This is a genomic window from Nocardia kruczakiae NBRC 101016, assembly GCF_001612965.1.
GTDB lineage: Bacteria > Actinomycetota > Actinomycetes > Mycobacteriales > Mycobacteriaceae > Nocardia > Nocardia kruczakiae.
Map to the genome: position 1 here is coordinate 209470 of NZ_BDBL01000002.1, position 16552 is coordinate 226021.

At 67.4% G+C, this 16552-nt stretch carries 18 protein-coding genes; 8 read left to right on the forward strand and 10 right to left on the reverse strand.

The features are described 5' to 3' along the window. The first annotated feature begins 24 nt into the window (after window positions 1–24). Together NK1_RS02375 and NK1_RS02380 are read left to right on the forward strand one after the other, a co-directional pair. Entirely contained in the window at window positions 25–660 is a 636-nt protein-coding gene (locus tag NK1_RS02375) for a TetR/AcrR family transcriptional regulator (protein ID WP_062994611.1), read from the forward strand. A 50-nt stretch (window positions 661–710) separates the two neighbouring features. After that, window positions 711–929 carry a hypothetical protein gene (locus NK1_RS02380; protein WP_063006922.1) on the forward strand — a complete coding sequence of 73 codons (219 nt, stop codon included), beginning with the start codon at window positions 711–713 and terminating at the stop codon, window positions 927–929. A gap of 79 nt (window positions 930–1008) precedes the next feature. Here NK1_RS02380 and NK1_RS02385 read toward each other — a convergent pair whose 3' ends face one another. Both NK1_RS02385 and NK1_RS02390 read right to left on the reverse strand, forming a co-directional pair. After that, complete coding sequence (locus tag NK1_RS02385; RefSeq protein ID WP_063007045.1) at window positions 1009–2475, reverse strand: catalase; 1467 nt, start codon at window positions 2473–2475, stop codon at window positions 1009–1011. Window positions 2476–2545: 70 nt separating this feature from the next. Continuing rightward, entirely contained in the window at window positions 2546–2968 is a 423-nt protein-coding gene (locus NK1_RS02390) for a Fur family transcriptional regulator (protein ID WP_062994613.1), read from the reverse strand. 153 nt (window positions 2969–3121) lie between these two features. On the opposite strand from NK1_RS02390, the gene NK1_RS02395 reads away from it, so the two are divergent. Continuing rightward, complete coding sequence (locus tag NK1_RS02395; RefSeq protein ID WP_062994614.1) at window positions 3122–4468, forward strand: serine hydrolase domain-containing protein; 1347 nt, start codon at window positions 3122–3124, stop codon at window positions 4466–4468. Between the two features lie 73 nt (window positions 4469–4541). Here the strand turns inward: NK1_RS02395 and NK1_RS02400 are convergent, their stop codons facing one another. Then, window positions 4542–4958 (reverse strand): nuclear transport factor 2 family protein, encoded by a 417-nt coding sequence (locus tag NK1_RS02400; protein ID WP_062994615.1) that lies wholly within the window; start codon window positions 4956–4958, stop codon window positions 4542–4544. A 94-nt stretch (window positions 4959–5052) separates the two neighbouring features. Between NK1_RS02400 and NK1_RS02405 the strand changes: the two genes are divergently transcribed. Beyond that, entirely contained in the window at window positions 5053–5649 is a 597-nt protein-coding gene (locus tag NK1_RS02405) for a TetR/AcrR family transcriptional regulator (protein ID WP_062994616.1), read from the forward strand. A 94-nt stretch (window positions 5650–5743) separates the two neighbouring features. Here the strand turns inward: NK1_RS02405 and NK1_RS02410 are convergent, their stop codons facing one another. Both NK1_RS02410 and NK1_RS02415 read right to left on the reverse strand, forming a co-directional pair. Next, window positions 5744–6778 (reverse strand): aspartate-semialdehyde dehydrogenase, encoded by a 1035-nt coding sequence (locus NK1_RS02410; RefSeq protein ID WP_063006923.1) that lies wholly within the window; start codon window positions 6776–6778, stop codon window positions 5744–5746. Between the two features lie 78 nt (window positions 6779–6856). Then, complete coding sequence (locus NK1_RS02415; protein WP_063006924.1) at window positions 6857–8122, reverse strand: aspartate kinase; 1266 nt, start codon at window positions 8120–8122, stop codon at window positions 6857–6859. A gap of 388 nt (window positions 8123–8510) precedes the next feature. On the opposite strand from NK1_RS02415, the gene NK1_RS02420 reads away from it, so the two are divergent. Further along, the gene (locus NK1_RS02420) at window positions 8511–8927 is read left to right on the forward strand and encodes a secondary thiamine-phosphate synthase enzyme YjbQ (RefSeq protein ID WP_063006925.1); all 417 of its coding nucleotides are present in this window, start codon (window positions 8511–8513) and stop codon (window positions 8925–8927) included. A 6-nt stretch (window positions 8928–8933) separates the two neighbouring features. Here NK1_RS02420 and NK1_RS02425 read toward each other — a convergent pair whose 3' ends face one another. Further along, on the reverse strand, window positions 8934–9509 hold the full coding sequence (locus tag NK1_RS02425; protein ID WP_063006926.1) for a dihydrofolate reductase family protein: 576 nt from the start codon (window positions 9507–9509) through the stop codon (window positions 8934–8936). A 193-nt stretch (window positions 9510–9702) separates the two neighbouring features. Between NK1_RS02425 and NK1_RS02430 the strand changes: the two genes are divergently transcribed. From NK1_RS02430 to NK1_RS02440, 3 genes are all read left to right on the forward strand, one after another. Next, complete coding sequence (locus tag NK1_RS02430; RefSeq protein ID WP_036497343.1) at window positions 9703–9888, forward strand: DUF1918 domain-containing protein; 186 nt, start codon at window positions 9703–9705, stop codon at window positions 9886–9888. A 273-nt stretch (window positions 9889–10161) separates the two neighbouring features. After that, a complete protein-coding gene (locus NK1_RS02435; protein ID WP_062994621.1) occupies window positions 10162–10620 on the forward strand; it encodes an SRPBCC family protein in 459 nt (152 codons plus the stop codon). A 54-nt stretch (window positions 10621–10674) separates the two neighbouring features. Further along, complete coding sequence (locus NK1_RS02440) at window positions 10675–11880, forward strand: low temperature requirement protein A (RefSeq protein WP_063006927.1); 1206 nt, start codon at window positions 10675–10677, stop codon at window positions 11878–11880. 13 nt (window positions 11881–11893) lie between these two features. Here NK1_RS02440 and NK1_RS02445 read toward each other — a convergent pair whose 3' ends face one another. The 4 genes from NK1_RS02445 to NK1_RS02460 form a co-directional block, all read right to left on the reverse strand. After that, complete coding sequence (locus NK1_RS02445) at window positions 11894–12721, reverse strand: hypothetical protein (protein ID WP_063006928.1); 828 nt, start codon at window positions 12719–12721, stop codon at window positions 11894–11896. A gap of 74 nt (window positions 12722–12795) precedes the next feature. After that, a complete protein-coding gene (locus tag NK1_RS02450) occupies window positions 12796–14412 on the reverse strand; it encodes a GMC oxidoreductase (protein WP_063006929.1) in 1617 nt (538 codons plus the stop codon). A gap of 126 nt (window positions 14413–14538) precedes the next feature. Continuing rightward, window positions 14539–15249, reverse strand: coding sequence for a type 1 glutamine amidotransferase (locus tag NK1_RS02455; protein ID WP_063006930.1), 711 nt, complete (start codon window positions 15247–15249; stop codon window positions 14539–14541). Then, window positions 15249–16484 carry a Mur ligase family protein gene (locus tag NK1_RS02460; RefSeq protein WP_063007046.1) on the reverse strand — a complete coding sequence of 412 codons (1236 nt, stop codon included), beginning with the start codon at window positions 16482–16484 and terminating at the stop codon, window positions 15249–15251. Before NK1_RS02460 ends, NK1_RS02455 begins: the two co-directional genes overlap by 1 nt. Window positions 16485–16552: the final 68 nt, after the last annotated feature.

Sequence of the window (16552 nt, forward strand, 5' to 3'; positions counted from 1 at the left end):
ATCGTCACCGCTGGGAGGCAGGCCATGGGAATACCACCGCGGGAGCCGGATTCGGCGCCGCCCGAGCGCGCGCACACCGGCCGGCGCCGGAACGAGGCCACCCATCGCGCGATTCTCGACGCCGCCCTGGCCCAACTAGCCACCTCCGACGGCCGCTCGGTCACGGTCGATTCCATCGCGGCCGCGGCCGGGGTCGGCAAACAGACGATCTACCGCTGGTGGCCGTCGAAGGGTGCGGTGCTGCTCGACGCTCTGCTCGACCGCGCGCGCCGCTCGGTCCCGACTCCCGACACCGGCTCGGTGCGCACCGATCTGCTGGCGGTCGCCGATTCCACTTTCGCCGGCGCCCAGCAGGCTTCGACCGCCCCGGCGCTGCGCGCGCTGGTCCGCGAGGCCGCGCGAGACCCCCACCTCGCCGAATTGATGCAGGAGTTCACCGCGGCTCGCCGCGCCGCCGTGCGCGATATCCTCGAGCGCGCGATCACCCGGGGTGAACTGCCCGCCGAGACGGATGCCGACCTGCTGGTGGATCTGCTCTACGGACTGTTCTGGTATCGCTTCCTGCTCGGCCACGCCCCACTCGACCACACCACCGCGACCCGGCTCGTCGACACCCTGCTGCCGCCCGTTAACACTTCTCGCACAGCCGTAGATGAGTGAGCGGATCCGTTCCCACGGATCGAAAATCCTTGACGGAAGGTCTGTTCACGATGACTCGGATTTCGCGGCTCACCGCCGGCGCACTGGTGTGTGGCGCCATCCTGCTCCCCCTCGCTCCGGCACAGGCCGAGACGGCGACGCAGACCGCCGCACCCGTATCCGCGACCCAGCCGGTTGCCGACGGCGGCAGCGGATCGTCCACACAGTCCATCATGTGCACCATCCTTCGCCTGATGCTGATGAACCAGGGCCCCACCTGGTGCCAGTAGCGGCCGGCGCCGCGCGGCATCGATAACAGGCGACGGGCCCGCACCGAAGTCCGGTGCGGGCCCGCAGATTTCGTCAGCTTCAGCCGTTGCCGTTCAGACCGGCGCGCACACCTTCCTCGATGCGCTTGCCGATCTCCGGATCGACGTTCTTCCAGTAGTCGAACACCCGGCTCAGCACCGGTTCACGCACGCCGCCGAGCACATGCCCGACCACGTTGTCCACCAGGCGCTCCCGCTGTTCGTCGTTGTACACCTCACGCACCAGCGTGCCCGGCTGTGCCCAGTCGCTGTCCTCGGCGTGCTGGACGTAGCCGGCCCGCACCTGCTCGGGCTCGAAACTCCACGCCGCCTCCTCCGGGGCGGCGGCCGCGTCGGCATGCGGGCCGCCGAACGAATTCGGCGCGTACACAGGCACTTCCGGCGCGTTGAAGTCGTAGCGCATGGCGCCCTCCTTGGAGTAGGAGTTCACCTCCGCCGCCCGCGCGCGGTTCGGCGGCAACTGGTGGTAGTTGGTGCCGATGCGGTAGCGATGGGCGTCGGCATAGGCGAAGACCCGGCCCAGCAGCATCTTGTCCGGCGAATAACCGATACCCGGCACGATCGCCGACGGCTCGAACGCGGCCTGTTCGATCTCGACGAAGTAGTTGCGCGGGTTGCGGTTCAGCGTCCAGGTGCCGACCTCGATCAGCGGGTAGTCCTTGTGCGACCACACCTTGGTCAGATCGAACGGGTTGAAGCGGTAGTTCGCCGCCTCGCCCACCGGCATGATCTGTACATACAGAGTCCAGCTCGGGAATTCACCCCGTTCGATGGCCTCCCACAGATCCTGGCGGTGATAGTCGGGATCGGTGCCGGCCAGCCGGTCGGCCTCCGCCTGAGTCAGGAATTCGATGCCCTGATCGGTTTTGAAGTGGTACTTCACCCAGAACCGTTCGCCCGCGGCGTTGATCCACTGGTAGGTGTGCGAGCCGTAGCCGTTCATGTGCCGGTAGGTCTTGGGAATGCCACGGTCACCCATCAGCCAGGTCACCTGATGCGCCGATTCCGGGCGCAGGGTCCAGAAGTCCCACTGCATGTTGTGATCGCGAAGGCCGTTGCCCGGCAGTCGCTTCTGCGAACGGATGAAATCGGGGAACTTGATCGGGTCCTTGATGAAGAACACCGGGGTGTTGTTGCCGACCAGATCGTAGTTGCCGTCGGGGGTGTAGAACTTGACCGCGAAACCGCGCGGATCGCGCCAGGTGTCGGGGCTGCCCTGTTCACCGGCGACGGTGGAGAACCGCGCCAGCGATTCGGTCCGCGCACCCGGCTGGAACAGCTTCGCCTTGGTGTAGCGGCTGACGTCGTTGGTGACGACGAGCTCGCCGAAGGCGCCCGCACCCTTGGCGTGCACGATCCGCTCCGGCACCCGCTCCCGGTTGAACTGGGCGAGCTTCTCGATCAGGTAATGGTCGTGCAGCAGAATCGGGCCCTCGGTGCCGGCGGTCAGCGATTCGTTGTCGCTGGGGACCGGAGTGCCGGTGTTGGTAGTGGTCGGCCCACTGATCGGCTTGGTCATCGCAGCCTCCTGTTTCAGCTGTCGCCCGGGAGGTCCGGGCCATCGTGATGGCGCGTCGTCACCGACGGCATTGCGGGCAGAGTCCCCAGAACACGACCTCGGCTTCGTCGATCGTGAACCCGTGCGCATCCGACGGGTCGAGGCAGGGGGCACGGCCCACGACACAGTCCACGTCCACGACCGTGCCGCAGTTCCTGCACACCAGATGGTGATGGTTGTCGGTGATGCGGGTTTCGTACCGCGCCGCCGAACCGGCCGGTTCGATCCGGCGCAGCAGGCCCGCGCCCACACAGGCGTGCAATACGTCGTACACGGCCTGTGTCGACACCGAACCCAGCTCCCGCCGGACCGCGGCGGCCACCCTGTCGGCATCCGAATGCGGATGGGCCGCAACCGCTTCCAACACCGCCACCCGCGGGCGGGTAACCCGCAGGCCGGCCGCACGCAATCGTTCGCGCGGATCGAAACCCTCGGTGTGCATGACCCCAGTCTGCCCCTTTTCTGGAATAAGTCAAGAAAAGACTCATGGGGATGTTTTCTCCGGGCCGCACCCCCTTGTCGTGCCGATTCCGATTTGATTGCGGCGGTTGCGTGTTGGACACCACGGCCGGATGCCCGTCGTTAACCTCGACTCATGGGACGCCTACACGGCTGGTTCATCGGGGTTCTCGTCGTCGTACTGATCGGTGGCGCCTGCGCCACCGCGGTACCGGCACGAGCGGAGGATCCACCGACCTGCGCGGTCTCGTCCGGACGCGCATTCGAACGGGCCACCCCGGAATCGGCGGGCCTGGATTCGGCGCGGCTGGCTTCCGCGCTGCGGTTCGCCGACGAACGGAACCGGCTGAACGTCAAAATCTTTCGGCACAACTGCCTGATCGGATCCGGCGCGCACAACGACGCCACCGATACCACGCCGTGGAATATCTGGAGCGTCACCAAAAGCGTGGTGTCGCTGATCGCCGGAATCGCGTGGGATCAGGGCGAACTCGATATCGACGCGCCGATCGACCGCTACCTGCCGCCCGGACTCGGCGATGCCGCCCACCGCGCGATCACCGTCGAGGATTTGCTCACCGAGCGCTCCGGCCTGCGCGTCGGAGTGATCAACGAGGGCGTCTCCGGGGTGGTGCCGATCGATCCGAACAGTGCTGTGCAGGCGCTCGGGGTCCCGCTCGACAATCCGCCCGGCACCCGGTTCTCCTACAGTCAGCGCAACGTCGATCTGCTGTCGTATGTGATCGAACTGGCCGTCGGTGAACCGCTGCAACAGTTCGCACAGCGGGAACTGTTCTCCCCCTTGGGAATTCAGCGTAGCGACTACTACTGGGCTCGCGACCGTTCCGGTCACACCTACGGTTACGCGCACCTGATGATCCCGCCGGACGATCTGGCGAAGATCGCCCTGCTGGTCGCAAACCACGGCGACTGGAACGGGGTGCCGGTGGTCTCGGCCGACTATCTGCGCCGGGCCCAGGAGACGGGCCCGGGCCGCGAGTGTTACGGCTATCTGTTCTGGGCCCGCCCCGGGTGTATCGAGATACCGTCGTTCCTGCCCCCGGATGTGTTCGCGATGTCCGGGCTCGGCCTGCAGGACGTCTTCTTCATCCCCAGCCTGGACCTCACCGTGGTGTGGACCGGCGTCTTCGGCAACCGCAGCAGCGGTGGCCCGACCGGCATCGTGCAGAACCTGACGGAGTTGACCTGGGAGTTCTTCCGCAGATTACTTGGCGCCTTCCGGGAGCCGCCGATTCCGGATCCCGGCCCCTATGTCGAACCACCGGTCACCCTGGATCCGCGGGCGTTCTTCGATCCGGACATCACCCTGGCGGTATTCGGCGTCGGGCCCGATGCCTACCGCGGCTGTTCGGTGCTGTCCTGTCTGAATACGCCACTGGCACCGCCGTTCTCGGACGCCCCACCGGGCTGCGCACTGCTGGTCTGCCTCGGGCCCGATCCCCGCACACCCGGAATCCGCTGACGCGGCGGCGTGATGCGCGGAGTCGGGCGGACAGCTCCGGCACGCGCTCCCGGGCCGGGCCGGCGAGGTCGGGTCAGCCGGCGATTCGCCCGATCCGCGCGGTATCCATATAGTCACGGAACAGGGTGACCTCGCCGTCCCGCACGTGCACCACGTTGACCGAGGTGTGAACCCGCGCCCGCGGCGCCCCCGGCAGCGTCATATCCACCTCGTTCTCCACGAAAAGCACTCCGTCCTCGGTCGATTCGTACACCGTGGGATAGACGCCGTGCACCTCGATGCCGGACAGACCCGACCAGCGTTGCGCGAGGTGTTCGCGGATCGCCTCCCGTCCCTCGAGCCGCTGCGGCATTCCCGGAATCGGGAACGGGATCTCGAAGACCGCATCGGGGGCGAGCGCCGCGACGAAGGCATCGGCATCGCGCACCGGCAATGTCGCGAACAGGTCCTCGACCACCTGGCGGGCACTGCGCACCGAACTGGAAACCATGACAAACTCCCTATGCTAGAAGCGGAACGTACGCCCCGTTTATAATCCGGAACGCACGCCCCGTTTGTCAACGGTTGCCCGGTAGACTCGCCGTGTGGCGGAGAAACAGTCAGCGGACCCGGCGGCCGAACCACGCCGCGCCCTGCGCGCCGACGCCCGCCGCAACCGGGAACGGGTACTCGCGGCCGCCCGGGAAGCCTTTGCCGCCGAAGGTATTTCGGTCCCCTTGGATGAGATCGCGCGGCGCGCCGGGGTAGGCCCCGGCACCGTGTACCGCCATTTCCCCACCAAGGAAGCCCTGTTCCACGCCGCCATCGTCGACAACATCGAGCGAATGCTCGACTACGCGCGCAGCCTCGAGTCCGCCGCTGATCCCGGGGCCGCCTTCTTCGACCTGCTGGACCACATGGTCGCCGAGGGCGGGGTCAAGCGCGACCTCGCCGACGCGCTGGGCGGTCACGAGACGATCGAGATCACCGGTCCCACAAAAGAATTCCAGGCCGCGATCGCCCGGTTGCTGCGGCGCGCGCAGGATGGCGGCGCGATCCGCGGCGATATCGACTTCGACGATCTGATGCGGGTACTGAAGGGCACCTTCGCGGGTACGCACACCGCCACCGGAGATCAGCGAGCCCGCGCTTTCGCCGTCGTCTTCGACGGACTCCGGGCCCGCTGCGCACCAGCCGGCTGAGCCCCCGCGAGAAACCCGCTGAGCGGCGACAAGAAAACGGGCCGCCCGCAATCGGACGGCCCGTTCGAAGTGAACGTCGACAGAGAACCCAGTGTCAGCGCTGCGCGAGCAGCACTTCCGCGATCTGAATCGTGTTGAGCGCGGCGCCCTTTCGCAGGTTGTCACCCGAGACGAACAGTGCCAGGCCGCGCCCCTCCGGCACGCCCGGATCCTGACGGATCCGGCCGACCAGCGACTCGTCCTTACCGGCGGCATCCAGCGGCGTCGGGACGTCGACCAGCTTCACACCGGCCGCATCGGCGAGCAGTTCCTTCGCCCGCTCCACCGAGAGCGGCCGCGCGAATTCGGCATTGATCGACAGCGAATGCCCGGTGAAGACCGGCACGCGCACACAGGTGCCGCTGACCAGCAGCTCCGGCAGGCCGAGAATCTTGCGACTCTCGTTGCGCAGCTTCTGATCCTCGTCCGTTTCACCGGAACCGTCGTCGACGAGCGAGCCCGCCAGCGGCAGCACGTTGAACGCGATCGGCGCGACGTACTTGTTCGGCGCGGGAAACTGCACGGCGCTACCGTCGTGGGTCAGCTTCTCGGCATCCCCGATCACCGCGCGGGCCTGGCCGGCCAGCTCCTCGACACCGGCCAGTCCACTGCCGGACACGGCCTGGTAGCTGGAGACGATCAGCCGCTGCAGTCCGGCCTCGTCGTGCAGGGGCTTGAGCACCGGCATGGCGGCCATCGTGGTGCAGTTCGGGTTGGCGATGATGCCCTTGACCAGATTGCGGGTCTGTTCGGGGTTCACCTCGCTGACCACCAGCGGCACCTCGGGGTCCTTGCGCCACGCCGAGGAGTTGTCGATGACGGTCACGCCCGCGGCCGCGAACCGCGGCGCCTGCACCCGGGACATGGTGGCGCCGGCGGAGAACAGGGCGATGTCCAGTCCGGACGGATCCGCGGTCTCGGTGTCCTCGACCACGATCTCGCCGCCGCGCCAGGGCAGCTTCTTCCCGGCCGAGCGCGCGGAGGCGAAGAATCGCACCTCGTCGGCGGGAAAGTCGCGGTCCTCCAGCAGTTTTCGCATGACGGCGCCGACCTGCCCGGTCGCGCCGACCACACCTACGCGTACGCCCATGGCTCTGCTCCATTCGACATGCTCGGGAGCGCTACGTGGTTACGCTGCGCTGCCGCCTCCGCGCTTGACCCGATCATGTCAGCGCCCCGATCCCGCGTGCACGACCGCGACCTCGTCGCCGCCGAGGTCGAACGCCTTGTGCAATACCTGCACGGCGCCGTCCAGCTCGGTGTCCTTGACCAGCACCGAGATGCGGATCTCGGAGGTGGAAATCAGGTCGATGTTGATTCCGGCCTTCGCCAGCGCCTCACAGAAGGTGGCGGTGACGCCGGGGTGGCTCTTCATCCCCGCGCCGACCAGCGACACCTTGCCGATGTGGTCGTCGTAGAGGACCTGGCTGAAGCCCAGCTCGCCCTGACGCTTGGTCAGAAACTCGACCGCGCGCGGCCCGTCGGCCCTGGGCAGAGTGAAGGTGATGTCGGTCTTGCCCGTCTCGACCTTGGAGATGTTCTGCAACACCATGTCGATGTTGATCTCGGCGTCGGCGATGGCCCGGAACACCTTGGCCGCGTAGCCCGGCTCGTCCGGCAGGGCCACCACGGTCACCTTGGCCTCGCTGCGATCGTGCGCGACGCCGGTGAGAATTGCGTCCTCCAAGGGGATGTCCTCCATCGATCCGTAGATATAGGTGCCCTTGCGGTCGGTATAGGACGACCGCACGTGCACCGGAACGTTGTAGCGGCGGGCGTATTCGACGCAGCGCAGCATCAGCACCTTGGCGCCGGTGGCGGCGAGCTCGAGCATCTCCTCGAAGCTCACCTGCTCCAGCTTCTGCGCATCCGGCACGATCCGCGGATCGGCGGTGAACACGCCGTCGACATCGGTGTAGATCTCGCAGACGTCGGCCTCCAGCGCGGCGGCCAGCGCGACCGCGGTGGTGTCGGAGCCGCCGCGGCCCAGCGTGGTGATGTCGCGGCTGTCCTGCGAAACGCCCTGGAACCCCGCGACCAGCACGATCAAACCCTCGTCGAGGGCATCGCGAACCCGGGACGGGGTCACGTCGATGATGCGGGCGTTGCCGTGGGTGCCGGTGGTGATGACTCCCGCCTGGGAACCGGTGAACGACCGCGCCTCGGCGCCGAGCGAGTGAATCGCCATGGCCACCAACGCATTCGAGATACGCTCACCTGAGGTCAGCAGCATGTCGAGTTCGCGGGCCGGCGGCGCGGGCGCCACCTGCTGGGCCAGGTCGAGCAGTTCGTCGGTGGTGTCACCCATTGCCGAGCACACGACGACCACGTCGTGTCCCTGCTTCTTCGTCTCGACGATCCGCTCAGCGACGCGCCGGATCCGCTCGGCAGACTCGAGCGAAGATCCTCCGTACTTCTGAACGACGAGAGCCACAGTGGGGTCCTCCAAGATCGACTAGCTGCTGTTACAGCCAATAAGACTACCGATCGGAGTCCGCTCGGTGGTCGGCTACCTCCGAGCGGCAACCGGGAGCAGCCGGGTTCGACCACGGAATTCGCTACCCGGACCAGCGGCGATCCCGTCCCCGGACGGCGCCGCGGGGCGCCGCCGCGACTGCAGAGCCCTTGCCGGGCATCGGAATCGGCGCGAACAGCCTCGTTCATCAGCGGTTTTCCGGGTTCGCCGGACTCGGTGACCCGATCCCGCCCGAACAGCCGGCGTACCGGTGTGAGTAATCACACCGACCGGTTTAGCACCCGGTCGGCGAACCCCTTCCCGCGAGTTCCCTGTACACGTCGCGGCGAAAGCGCACGATGGGCCCATGAAGAGCATCGAAATCGAGCTGCACACCGGTGATCGTGAGGTCGTCCACGACCTCACCCCGCAGTGCGCCACGTTTCTGCGCGAGGCCGGCTGCGGCGACGGACTGCTGCACGTCTTCGTCCCGCACGCCACCGCCGGCGTGGCCCTGATAGAGCTCGGCGCGGGCAGCGACGACGATCTGCTGCGCGCCCTGCGCGATCTGCTGCCGGCCGACGATCGCTGGCGCCACGCCCACGGCTCGCGCGGGCACGGCCGCTCGCACGTCATGCCCGCGCTGATCGCGCCTTATGCCACCGTGCCGGTGCTGGGCGGCGAGTTGACGCTCGGCACCTGGCAGTCCATCGCCTTCGTGGACCTCAACGTCGACAACCCGGTCCGCCGGGTGCGCCTGTCCTTCCTGCGCGACGCCGGGTGATCCCGGTCAGGCGCGCTCGAACCAGGTGACCTGGGCACCGTTGCCGAATTCCTGCCGCCGGACCGGCCGGAAGGCGGTCGGCGAGAAGTTCCCCGACACCACCGGGATCCCGGCGCCGAGCAGCACGGGATAGCTCTTGATGATCACCTCGTCGATCTCGTCGATCAGGGCGCCGGCGAGTGTGCCGCCGCCGCACAGCCAGATGTCCTTGCCGTCCTGCTGCTTCAACTTCCGCACCAGCGCGACCGGATCGTCGGCCACGACCTCGACGTTCGGATCGTCCACCGGGTCCAGGGTGGTCGAGACGACGTACTGCTTCATATGCGCATACGGGCTGGTGACACCGATCTCCAGCGCGGGTTCGTAGGTCCCGCGCCCCATGATCAGCGTGTCCCATTCCCGATTCGGAGTTTCCACCGGCAGATTCACATGCGGGCGGATATGGGTGGGCACCACCTCCGGATACCGCTCGTTGAACCAGTCCAACATCTCCTGGGACACGGGGTAGATGTCGACCTCGCCACCCGGGCCGGCGATATAGCCGTCGAGGGAGACGCCGACGTAGTAGACGAGCTTTCGCATCCTGATACCACCTTGACTGTTGCACTCTAACTGTAGTGGTTGAAACGTAGTACTACGGACGGAGTGGTGTCAAGAGGGGATGGCGCTTTTTCGCGCGTCGGTTCGAGGGATCACTGAGAGCAGGCGATTTCGCGCGCCAGGGAACTGCGACAGCGACTTGTGAGCAGTATCACATCGAACGATAATGGCGGTCATGCAGGCGCATGTAGGCGATCACATCCTCGTCCACAGCAATGCTGTGGGAATGCCCGAACGCACCGGCGAAATCATCGAGGCGCGCGGCAGCGACGGCGCCCCGCCCTATGTCGTCCGGTTCGAGGACGGACACGAAAGTCTGGTCTTTCCGGGGCCCGACTGGGAGGTCCTCCACCACCGGTAGCTGTGCGGACGAGCAACGTCAAGCCCCCTTTCCCACCCGGGGGCAGTCCCTCTTCGGGCAAGTGACCACTCACCCGGCAATCGCCGGGCCACCGGCGCGCCATGCCGACGCCGAGTACGCCGCCGATCCGCCCCGGCAGCGCGACCGCAAACGCGGCACGCCCGACCGAACCTAATCAGACTGGTCGGTCTCTGTAACTCCGGGAACAGACCACACGGTTGACGACCGCGTGTGACGGCGGAGACAATCGGCCGAAGCAGTGGAGGGCAAGACATGCGCACGAAGACCGACCACCGATTCATCATCGATGTCGAACCCGATCAGGTTCAGGAAGCATTGCTGGCCGTCGAGCGGATTCCGGAATGGTCGCCCGCGCATCGAGATGTGCGCGTCGCGACCCGCGACGAATTCGACCGTCCCCGCCGCGTCTACGCCACGGTGACGACCCTCAACAACTCCGACCGTCAGGTCCTCGAGTACACCTGCACCCCGGAACGCATCTCCTGGGAAGTGGTGGAGAGCGCCGCCGGTGGCGGCGGCAAGGGCTGGTTCGACATCGAGGAGACCGACGAGGGCACCGAGGTCTGGTACCACTCCGAGGTGTATCTGCCGATCCCGGTTCCCGGTCTGCTGCTCAAGCGCACGCTGTCGCGGGCCAACGACGAGGCGGTGCAGAACCTCATCGAATACATCGAAAAATTTCCCTTCGGCGAGAACTACGAGGTCGGCTGACCGAGAAGTTCGCCGTCGCGGGCGCTGACGTCGGCTTCCTGTCACGATGTGCGAATGACCGGTGTCAGACGCACACGCATTCAAGCGGTCACCGAGGACGCCTCGGTAACCCAGCTGGAACTCTTCTTCGACCTCGTCCTGGTTTTCGCCTTCACCCAGGTGACCGATCTGGCCGCCCACGACGTCACCGCGCTCAACATGCTGCGGGCCGTGCTGGTGCTCGCGGTGATGTGGTGGGTGTGGATCGCCTACGCCTGGCTGGGCAATGTGGTGAAGGCCGACGAGGGGCTGGCCCGGGTGGCGATGTTCGCGGCCATGGGCGCGGGTCTCATCGTGGCCGAGGTGATTCCCGAGGCGTTCCACGACATGCCGGGCGGCTGGTACGGACCGCTCGTGTTCGCCATCGGCTATCTCGTGATCCGGCTGGTCCATCTGGGGATGTTCTGGCTGGCCAGCACCGAGGACCGGCAGTTGCGCGGCCAGGTCGGCCGCTGGGCGGGTGGCTCGATCACCATCGGCACCACACTGCTGATCGTGGCGGCCGTCGAGCACGGGACGGTGCAGATCGTGCTGTGGATCGCGGCCATCGCCGGCGATATGGTCTGGACCTTCTTCGCCGGTAACGACTGGCGCGTGAATTCGGCCTCGCACTTCGCCGAGCGGCACGGGCTGATCGTGATCGTCGCCCTCGGTGAATCGATCGTCTCCATCGGCGTCGGCGTGGCCGGGCTGCCGATCTCGTGGCCGATCACCGTGGGATCGCTACTCGCACTGGCGGTTTCGGGACTGCTGTGGTGGGCCTACTTCGACGTCGCCGCGACCGTCGTGGAACGCGCGATGACCGAGGCCTCGGGTCCGCGCCGGATCCGGATCGCGCGCAATTGCTACACCTTTCTGCACTTCCCGATGGTGGCCGGCATCGTCGCCATGTCGCTCGGGTTGAAGAAGACGCTGAACTATCTCGGTGGCGCGGCCGGACACACCCTGCACGATCGGCTGCACGGCATTCCCCTGTTCGCGCTCTACGGCGGCGTGGTGCTGTACCTGCTGGCACTGGTCTGGTTCCGGCACTACGCGACCCGGGTGGTGCTGTGGCCGCGCCTGGTCACCGCAGCGGTACTGATCGCCGCGGTTCCGCTCGCCGGACAGCTGCCGGCGATGGCCGCACTGGCGCTGCTGTGTGCCGTGCTCACCGTGCTGATCGTCTGGGAGACAATGCGTTACGCGCAACCTCGCGACGCGGTGCGGCACGCGCACTGACCACCGAACCGGACTAGCGCGGTGCCCGATCGGGCGAAATACGCTGCTGGAGTTTGTGATCCACCGCCTCCGGCACCTGCCCGCCCTCGCGCACCGCGTCCCGCATCTGATTGATGTTCTCGCGCAACACATCTCCGACCAATTCGTCGGTGCGCGGATCGGCCAGCACCTGGAAGACGATCCGGAAGCTGGTGTCGGCGATACCGCGGATGATCTCCTCGTGGAAGGGCAGGTAGCGCACCCGCCCGACCGCCGGATCCTTCTTGATCAGCTCGAGGATCATGGCGTCGAGTTCGTCGCGGTTCTCCTCCAGCGCCGCGGCGATATTGTGGGTGTACCGCCCCCGGCGCAGCACATCGGCGACCTCCTCCAGCACGGCCATGGTGACCGGGCGCCGGACCGCGTCGACGATCACGCCGACCGAGCGGTTCACCACCGCGGCGGTGACCCGGTCGCCGAAGGCCCGGTCCGCGACGCGGGCCAGCCGGACCAGGATCACGATGATGCGCAGCAGCCGGAAGCCCCGGAAGAACGGGCTGGTCACCGGGATCATGCCCAGGACCTCGTACCAGTAGACGAACGGGAAGGTCCACGACCAGTCCGCCCGCCGCCAGCGCCAGAGGAATTCGAGGGCGAACACCGCGCAGATCGAGATGTCGACCACCACGATCACGTGATACGTGTGCTGCGGCACGGTGAAGAAGGTGATCCAGGTGACCAGACCCACCGAAACCACGGCGAGCGCCAGCATCAACAGGTCGGTCCACAGCGCCGGCGGCTTGCGCGGATATCCCTCGGGCAACGATCCAGCCGGGTACTGCGCCACAACGGCCCCTTCCACATCGAACGGGTACCTGCCGAGAGTAGCGGCACCGGCGGCGCCGGGAAGCCGCCCCGAGCCCCGGGGCGGCGGAATCAGCGCCCGGCGCGGATGATCGCTTCGAGGTTGCGTTCGGCCAGCGCGGTGATCGTCAGCGACGGATTCGCCGCGCCGGTGCTGCCCGGAATCGCCGCGCCGTCGACCACGTACAGCCCCGGATAGCCGTTGACCCGGCCGTAGTTGTCGGTGGCCCGGCCCAGCACCGCACCGCCGAGGGGATGCGCGGTGAACGGGGCATTGGCGTCGTAGCCGAGCGCCCCGTAGTCGAACAGCGCGCCCGACCGCTCGGCGATGCGCTGGTCGACCGCGCGGCAGGCGGCCACGACCTGATCCTGAGCCGCACGCGGCCAACTCAGGGCGGGGGCATTGCGCGCGGCGTCGTAGGTGATGCGCGTCCGGGTCGGATCGATCACCAGCCCGAGCGAGGCCAAGGCGCCGGTCTCCACCGGAATTCCGGGGATGTACCAGCTCTCCAGGGTCAACGGCATGCCGGACTCGTCGAAGATCCGGCTGGCGCTCGGCACGCCCTGCCCCAGCCCCGAGAGCCGGCTCTCACCGCGGGCCAGCGCGACGTCGCCGTTGGTGCCCCAGCCGTCGCCGATGTGTTCGTCGAGGTTGGGCAGCGTGCCGGTGGCGCGGGCGCGGACCAGCAGTTCGGTGGTGCCGATGGATCCGGCGCCGAGGAACAGCTTGTCGCAGGTCAGAGTTCGGATGCCCAGGACCTTGCCGGTCGGGTCGATTTTGGAGACCTGGAGGATGTAGCGGTCACCGTCGCGGCCGATGCTGTCCACCCGATGCCCGGGAAACACCGACGAGCGGCCCGTGGCATGCGCGTACTTCAGATAGTTCTGGTTGAGGTCGAACTTCGCGCCGTTCGAGTTGCCGAGATTGCTGCGGGCCGCGGTGGCCGACGCGCGCGTGGCACCGGCCAATTCGGCGCGCACCGTATCCCATTTGAAGATGGACTCGCTGGGCACCGGCTCGTACCCGGCCGCGCGCACCTGATCGTCCCACATCCGGGAATGGGCGAACGGCGGCGAATTGTAGATGTCGGCCGGCATGACCGACAGGCGGAGCATCTGCCGCACACGCGGATAGTAGGTGCGCTCCAATTCGGTGTAATCGACTGTGCCACCGAAGATCTCGTCGAAGTGGCGGCGTTCCGGGGCGATCATGCACCCGGAGAAGATCACCGATCCGCCGCCCACGGCCGCGGCCCGCCACACATCGATCCCGTCGAATTCGGTGACATCGAGGACACCGCCGAAATCGGCGAAATGCATGGCGACCTTGGTGACGCCGGTGAAGCTGGTGCGATGCCAGAACCCGCGGCCGTCGGGCAGATCGTCACCGGTGAAGATCTCTCGCCACGGATCGTTCGGCCAGCGCGACCCGCGCTCCAGCACGGTGTTGGCGATACCCGCCTCGGCCAGTCGCAATGCCGCGACCGCGGCGCCGAAGCCGGATCCGATCACGATCGCCTCGGTATGCTCCGGCGGATCCGCGAGCGGTACGAAGATCTCCGACACCCAGTTGCGGAACATCCCGTCCCACGCCGGATCGGCGGCGGCTGTTCCGGTCTCGCGCAACGCGCCCGTGGCACCCAGCAAAACCGCAGCACCGGCCGCCTGTAAAAAGGCACGTCTCCGCACCGGCCACCTCCCTCATCACGCATGGCCGCGCGCGAGATTACCGCCGAACTTCCTATCTCTCAACAGGATCGGCGCCGGCGACCGCGCTGTTACATGCGCGATCGCTATATCACGTAGTAGCGGGACTCAGGCGCGCAGACGTTCGCGCCGCAGCCGGTCGACCTCGGGCAGATCGAGCGGTGCCAGTTCACGACCGCCGAGGGCCCGCGTGAGCAGGTGGTCGGCCAGTTCGGGGTTGCGGGCAAGTGCCGGGCCGTGCATGTAGGTGCCGATCACCGAGCCCTGCACCACCCCCTCGAGACCGTCGCCCACACCGTTGCCGACGCCCTTGGTGACCCGGCCCAATCCGGTCGCGTCCGCGCCGAGAGTCGTTCCGCCCCGGTGATTCTCGAAGCCGGTCACTGGCTGGGTCAGGCCCGCGAGCAGCGGCGTGGTGGCGACCTCCCCGATGGACCGGACCCGCTGCGGCGCGGTGGTCACGTCGAACAGGCCGACACCGTCCACGCGCTCCCCCGCCGAGGTTTCGTACCAGTTGCCCAGCACCTGGATCGCGGCGCAGATGGCAAGTACCGGAACACCTTTCGCGGCCGCGCGTTGCAGACCCGGATAGCGCTGCAGATGCCGGGTCGCCAAGCGCTGCGCGGAGTCCTCGGCGCCGCCGAGGGTGTAGATGTCCAGCGTCTCCGGCACCGGGTCCGCGAGCGTGATCTCCACGATCTCGGCATCGATACCGCGCATGCGCAGCCGCTGCCGCAGCACCAGCGCATTGCCGCCGTCACCGTAGGTGCCCATCACATCGGGAAGTACCAGCCCGATCCGTACCGTCGATTCAGCCATCAGTGGTTTCCGTCCAGATCGCGATTCAAATCCCGGAAGGCGGTGTAGTTGGCGAGCACCTCGACCCGCCCGGGCGGACAGGATGCGATGGCACGCAACGGATTCGGCACGGTCGTGTGCTCGACACCGGCGTAGGTCAGCCGCACGCCCAGGTCGGTGGCGCGCTCGCCCGCCGCGACCACCTGAGTGCCCTCGAAGTGCTCGAAGCGCACATCCCACAGCCAGGACAGATCCTCGCCGTCGGGCACCTGGCCGTTGACCGCGATCACCAAACCCGTTGCGTCGGGGTCGATCATGGACAGCGCCTCCTGCCACCCGGCCGGATTCTTGGCCAGCAGCAGACGCGCGGAGTGCTCACCCACCTGCACGGTGCGGTAGCGGCCGGCGATCTCGCGAACGGTTCCGGCGGCCTGCGCCGCCGTTTCGGCACGGCCGCCCAGCGCAACCGCCGCGGCCACCGCCTGCGCGGCGTTGCCACGATTGGCACGACCCGGAAGGGCAAGGTGCAGCGGCAGTTTCAGCCCGTCGGGCCCGCACAGATACTCCGCGTCGACCCACCACTGCGGATCGGGCCGCTGGAAGTCGGCACCGGTGCTGCGCCAGTGGTTGCCCTCCCAGACGATCGGCTCGCCGCTGCGGGGGCAGCTGGTGGCATCGACCGCCCAGCCGCTGCCCGCCGACACCCACACCACATTGGGATGGTCGTAAGCGATCGAGGTGATCAGCACGTCGTCACAATTGGCGATCAGGACGGTGTCGGGATGGCGAGCCATACCCTCGCGCAGTTTGCGCTCGATCATGTTGATCTCGCCGACCCGGTCGAGCTGATCGCGGCTCAGATTCAGCAGCACCACCGCGGCCGGGTTCAGCGCATCGGCCACGTGCGGCAGATGCAGTTCGTCGACCTCGATGGCGGCCAGCGGCGCGGCGCGGTCCACACTGAGCGCGGCGACGATTCCGGCATCCATATTGGCCCCATCGGCCTGGGTGACGACGCGGCCCAGTTCGGCCAGCGCGGCCGCGGTCATCCGGGTCGTCGTCGACTTGCCGTTGGTGCCGGTGACCAGCACCGTCCGCCGATCGCGGCCCAGCTGGGTCATGATGTCCGGGGCGATCTGCAGGGCGATCAGCCCGCCGATCATCGACCCCTTACCGCGTCCGGCCTTCTGAGAGGCCCACGACGCCGCTGCCGCCGCCCGCAGCGCCAGCCGTCCGCGCACCGAGATGTCTGCCACCACGCGAGTGTATTGGTGGGCGGACACCCGTGCGCGACCGGCCGATGTGATCTGCGACCCGGGGCTAC

What these genes read in the sequence shown, in the direction of transcription:
- NK1_RS02375 (WP_062994611.1), top strand. Translation starts at nt 25, where the DNA reads ATGGGAATACCACCGCGGGAGCCGGATTCGGCGCCGCCCGAGCGCGCG.
- NK1_RS02380 (WP_063006922.1), top strand. Translation starts at nt 711, where the DNA reads ATGACTCGGATTTCGCGGCTCACCGCCGGCGCACTGGTGTGTGGCGCC.
- NK1_RS02390 (WP_062994613.1), bottom strand. Translation starts at nt 2,968, where the DNA reads ATGCACACCGAGGGTTTCGATCCGCGCGAACGATTGCGTGCGGCCGGC.
- NK1_RS02395 (WP_062994614.1), top strand. Translation starts at nt 3,122, where the DNA reads ATGGGACGCCTACACGGCTGGTTCATCGGGGTTCTCGTCGTCGTACTG.
- NK1_RS02400 (WP_062994615.1), bottom strand. Translation starts at nt 4,958, where the DNA reads ATGGTTTCCAGTTCGGTGCGCAGTGCCCGCCAGGTGGTCGAGGACCTG.
- NK1_RS02410 (WP_063006923.1), bottom strand. Translation starts at nt 6,778, where the DNA reads ATGGGCGTACGCGTAGGTGTGGTCGGCGCGACCGGGCAGGTCGGCGCC.
- NK1_RS02420 (WP_063006925.1), top strand. Translation starts at nt 8,511, where the DNA reads ATGAAGAGCATCGAAATCGAGCTGCACACCGGTGATCGTGAGGTCGTC.
- NK1_RS02425 (WP_063006926.1), bottom strand. Translation starts at nt 9,509, where the DNA reads ATGCGAAAGCTCGTCTACTACGTCGGCGTCTCCCTCGACGGCTATATC.
- NK1_RS02430 (WP_036497343.1), top strand. Translation starts at nt 9,703, where the DNA reads ATGCAGGCGCATGTAGGCGATCACATCCTCGTCCACAGCAATGCTGTG.
- NK1_RS02435 (WP_062994621.1), top strand. Translation starts at nt 10,162, where the DNA reads ATGCGCACGAAGACCGACCACCGATTCATCATCGATGTCGAACCCGAT.
- NK1_RS02440 (WP_063006927.1), top strand. Translation starts at nt 10,675, where the DNA reads ATGACCGGTGTCAGACGCACACGCATTCAAGCGGTCACCGAGGACGCC.
- NK1_RS02455 (WP_063006930.1), bottom strand. Translation starts at nt 15,249, where the DNA reads ATGGCTGAATCGACGGTACGGATCGGGCTGGTACTTCCCGATGTGATG.